This window comes from Mesorhizobium sp. M0062, from assembly GCF_040323125.1.
Lineage (GTDB): Bacteria > Pseudomonadota > Alphaproteobacteria > Rhizobiales > Rhizobiaceae > Mesorhizobium.
Map to the genome: position 1 here is coordinate 1 of NZ_JAMYUO010000056.1, position 4,869 is coordinate 4,869.

Consider the following 4,869-nt stretch of genomic DNA (forward strand, 5'->3'; position numbering starts at 1 on the left):
AGAACACGCCGCGGCGCCCTACGCCGGAGGCAGTGGGTCGATGCTGGGTGCCTCGGTGCTGCAGCCGGGTCACTCAACGGCGCGCCATCATGATGCGCCGGATTCGTCAGTGGCTGATCTGAATCCCCCCGCACCGTCCGAGTTGCGTGACCCTGCTCGTTCTGTGCCGGCGGCGGTGCAGCCAGATCCTCCAATAGGGGTCTCCGGTCGCGACAAGGGTCCTCTCTATTCCAACGATGCGACCATTGTCGAAGGGCTGAGGTCAGCATTGGAGAGCACGGTCAAGCGCCATGTAAATTCTCTTCTCGGCTTTGGTCGTTGGCTCTTTGATAATAACAGGCCGGGATTTGCTGCTCGGCTTCACGAGGAGTCGCTGGATCCGGATCTCAAGGAGTACGAGAGCAAGAGTGGCTCCTCGGACGTGGCTAGAGCAGTGGGTCATCTCAAGACGTGGGCGGGCGGAGCGCCAGTGCTGGACCGCGCCGCTGTCCTGAATAATCCCGACCCTGCCGACGCCGCGCTCATCAGAGATTACACAGCGGCTCCCATCAAAGAGTACAAGGCAGCGCCGACCGGGCCGAATCCCGGTACCATTCAGACCTATGGATCTGCTCCTAGACGTTTCAGTGAATACCTCGTTGAAAACAAAAAGCCGGGGATTGCGGCTCGGCTTCACGAGGGGTCGCTGGATGAAGATGCCAAGCGCTATAACAACTCCGGTGGGATCAGTGCACTAGCTCATCTCCGGAAGTCCGAACTCGGGCGCGAGCTCCCTGGGAAAGCTAATGAAGACGACGCTGTTCTGGCATCGTCTTTCGTGCCAACTGGGCCCCATCACCAAGCCTCGGATCCCGCAGGGTCCTTTCGTCCCCTGAGCTGGCGCGACGGCGACCAGCGCGCGCCGGACGAGCGGATCGCTGCACAGGACAGGAGCAACCAGCTATCAAGCGAGGAGGTCCTCATCAACCGTGAGCATGATACAGCGGAGTTGAGACCAGCGAAGAGGCAAAGGCCCCTGAACAGTCGTCTGCAGGACGTTGCCACTGAGCCGCAGCTGAGCGAGATCGGCAATTCAGGCGCTCGCGTGCTGATGCAGGCCCCCACCCATCAAGTGGGTGCATTGCCATGGGAAGCGCAGCCCATGATGCAAGGGAGCGGACAAGAACACGCCGCGGCGCCGTATGCCGGAGGCAGTGGGTCGATGCTGGGTGCCTCGGTGCTGCAGCCGGGTCACTCAACGGCGCGCCATCATCATGCGCCGGATTCGTCAGTGGTTGATCTGAATCCCCCCGCACCGTCCGAGTTGCGTGACCATGCTCGTTCTGTGCCGGCGGCGGTGCAGCCAGATCCTCCAAAAGTGGTCTCCGGTCCCGACAAGGGTCCCCTCTATTCCAACGATGCGACCGTTGTCGAAGGGCTGAGGTCAGCTTACGCGGGTAAGGTCAAGGAGAGCACGGTCAAGCGCCATGTAAATTCTCTTCTCGGCTTTGGTCGTTGGCTCTTTGACAATAACAGGCCGGGATTTGCTGCTCGGCTTGACGAATCGTCGCTGGATCAGGATCGCAAGGAGTACGAGAGCAGGGGTGGCCCCTCGGAGTACGAGAGCAGGGGTGGCCCCTCGATCGTGGCTAGAGCACTGGGTCGTCTCAAGACGTTGGCGGGCGGAGCGCCAGTGGTCGACCGCCCTGTCCGGAATCCCTACCCTGCCGACGCCGCGCTCATCAGAGATTACACAGCGGCTCTCATCAAAGAGTACAAAGAAGCGCCTGCGACCGGGCCGAATCGCGGTACCATTCAGGTCTATGGATCTACTCTTATACGTTTCAGTGAATACCTGCATGAAAACAGAAAGCCGGGGATTGCGGATCGGCTTCACGAGGGGTCGCTGGATGAAGATGCCAAGCGCTATGTGAACTCCGGTGGTAACCGGAGGATCAGTGCACTAGCTCATCTCCGGAAGTTCGCACCCGGGCGCGAAATTGCCCTTGCTGCTCGTCCGGAAGACGCAGTCGGCATGGAGGCTCGTGCCATTGGGGACGCCGCTGCGCAGCGCAGCGGGACGCAGGAGGCATTGGGTCGGCCAGAGAAGCTCCCTGGGGAAGCTAAAGACGGGCGGGTGCTCGGCGCATTGGAATGGCTAGGCGACGAACATATCCAGAGGGATTACCAACTCCTGGAGCAGGAGTTGCAGGGGAACAATCCAGATCTCGCCGCCCGGACGCGGTTCGTGGATCCCCTCGTAGCCAATTATCATCTGCGCTTGGGCTCCGAGAGCGACAAGCTAAGCGCATTCCAGCGCATCGTCCATAATCAGAACGGTAACGACACAGCCGACTTCCTGTTCGTGCCAGTGAGCGATGGCGGTAAGACTCTTGCGGAGCGCGGCACCCATTGGTCGCTGCTGTTCGTTGATCGCAGCGACCGGGAACGGCCGGTTGCCTATCATTATGACTCCTACAACGGATGCAATGACACGCTTGCAAAAGAGCTCGCAGAAAATCTGGGCGCCAGCCTGGAGACCCGCGTGGGCGTATCCCGCATCGCCCAGCAGAGCAACGTGGTGGATTGCGGAGTCTACGTGGTGGACGGCACGCGGGCGCTGGTTGGGCGATTGCAATCGCAGCCAGATAACCTGAACCTCAACAACCTCGTCGTCAATCGGCAGGCACTACAAACCCGCCTCAGGGGTGACAATACATTCGGAACGGCAAATAATCTTACGAACTTTGAACTCATGGACCGACAGGCCCGAGACGCGGTTAAGGAAAGCCCCGTTGGGACGTTTCACCAGCAGATCAAGCGGCTCGGCCAGTCAGCGCCAGACGTTGCTCCCGGGGACCCATTTAAATTTCAAAGTCTTGAGAGCAAGGGGGACGCCGCTGCGCAGCGCAGCGGGCCGCAGGAGGAATACAGTTGGCCAGAGTATCTCCCCCCTGGGAAAGCTAATGAAGACGACGCTGTTCTGGCATCGTCTTTCGTGCCAACTGGGCCCCATCACCAAGCCTCGGATCCCGCAGGGTCCTTTCGTCCCCTGAGCTGGCGCGACGGCGACCAGCGCGCGCCGGACGAGCGGATCGCTGCACAGGACAGGAGCAACCAGCTACCAAGCGAGGAGGTCCTCATCAACCGTGAGCATGATACAGCGGAGTTGAGACCAGCGAAGAGGCAAAGGACCCCGAACAGTCGTCTGCAGGACGTTTCCACTGAGCCGCAGCTGAGCGAGATCGGCAATTCAGGCGCTCGCGTGCTGATGCAGGCCCCCACCCATCAAGTGGGTGCATTGCCATGGGAGGCGCAGCCCATGATGCAAGGGAGCGGACAAGAACACGCCGCGGCGCCGTACGCCGGAGGCAGTGGGTCGATGCTGGGTGCCTCGGTGCTGCAGCCGGGTCACTCAACGGCGCGCCATCATCATGCGCCGGATTCGTCAGTGGTTGATCTGAATCCCCCCGCACCGTCCGAGTTGCGTGACCATGCTCGTTCTGTGCCGGCGGCGGTGCAGCCAGATCGCCCAAAAGTGGTCTCCGGTCCCGACAAGGGTCCTCTTTATTCCAACGATGCGACCCTTGTCGAAGGGCTGAGGTCAGCACTCTATGCCGGTAAGGTCGGGGAGATCACGGTCAAGCGCCATGTAGATATTCTTTTCGGCTTTGGTCATTGGCTCGTTGAAAATAACAAGCCGGGGATTGCGGATCGGCTTCACGATTCGTCGCTGGATCGGGATCGCAAGGAGTACGAGATCTGGGGTGGCGGCCCCTCGGCCGTGGCTGGGTCACTGGGTCGTCTCAAGACGTGGGCGGGCGGAGCGCCAGTGGTGGGCCGCCCTGCCCTGAATCCCCACCCTGCCGACGCCGTGCTCATCAGAGAGTACACAGCGGCTCTCATCAAAGCGTACGAGGCAGCGCCGACGGGGCCGAAACCCCGTACCGTTGAGGTCTATGGGTCTGCTCTTAGACGTTTCAGTCAATGCCTGGTTGAAAACAAAAAGCCGGGGATTGCGGATCGGCTTCACGAGCGGTCGCTGGATGAAGATGCCAAGCGCTATATGAAAACCGCTGACATCAGTGCACTAACTCATGTCCGGAAGTTCGCACTCGGGCGCGAAATTGCCCTTGCTGCTCGTCCGGAAGACGCAGTCGGCATGGAGGCTCGTGCCATTGGGGACGCCGCTGCGCAGACCGCGGCACAAGCTCATGGCCACGCAGGAGAGCAGGGACCCATCTCTCGAGCTCAACAAGTCGCGCCAGCGCCGTTTGAACGGCACTTGGGCAACAAGCGTGAGGCCCAGGACGGACTGACGAGTACACTTGACAGGAGCAACCTCGTGAACAGCGGGGGCGTCATCATAAACAATGAACATTACACAGCGCTGTTGAGACCGGCGAAGAGGCAGAGGATTGATAATCCGCAAAGCCGCGCCATGGGGCGGCAACTGAGCGAAGCAACCACGACGTCCATCAGCCAAGCCTCCGATCAAGCCCGAGCGGACCTAATGGCTTCCTTCAGAAGCAGGGAGCGCTCCGACGCGGGGCGTTGAGCTCCCATGGCTGGGGTCAAGCAGAACAGCTCTCTTGACGACAGAGGGGCTGATGCGATCTCCGGACCGGTAGCTCTCGCCGTAATTGATCAGGCTGGTACTGTTGGAAGGCTTGATCAGCCTCGTCACCCCAATCTCCAGCATAGCTCACTGTCACGCGGCCAACGTGCCTCCGTAGCTAACATCTACGTCAGCGTTGAAGAAGTACCCTGCGCCACGGGATGTTTTGACCAGGCGAGGGTTGGCCGCATCAGCCTCCAGCTTTCGGCGCAAGCGCATGATTAGGACATCGATACTTCGATCGTACACCTCTTCTCCACGCACACGGCTCG

At 60.5% G+C, this 4,869-nt stretch carries 2 protein-coding genes; one reads left to right on the forward strand and one right to left on the reverse strand.

All coding sequences use genetic code 11. The features are described 5' to 3' along the window. The first annotated feature begins 268 nt into the window (after positions 1-268). Entirely contained in the window at positions 269-4,537 is a 4,269-nt protein-coding gene (locus NKJ64_RS30350; RefSeq protein ID WP_352463821.1) for a Ulp1 family isopeptidase, read from the forward strand. Between the two features lie 153 nt (positions 4,538-4,690). On the opposite strand, the gene NKJ64_RS30355 is transcribed toward NKJ64_RS30350, so the two are convergent. After that, positions 4,691-4,869 (reverse strand): winged helix-turn-helix domain-containing protein (locus tag NKJ64_RS30355; protein ID WP_352463822.1); only part of this gene is annotated, 179 nt, incomplete at its 5' end.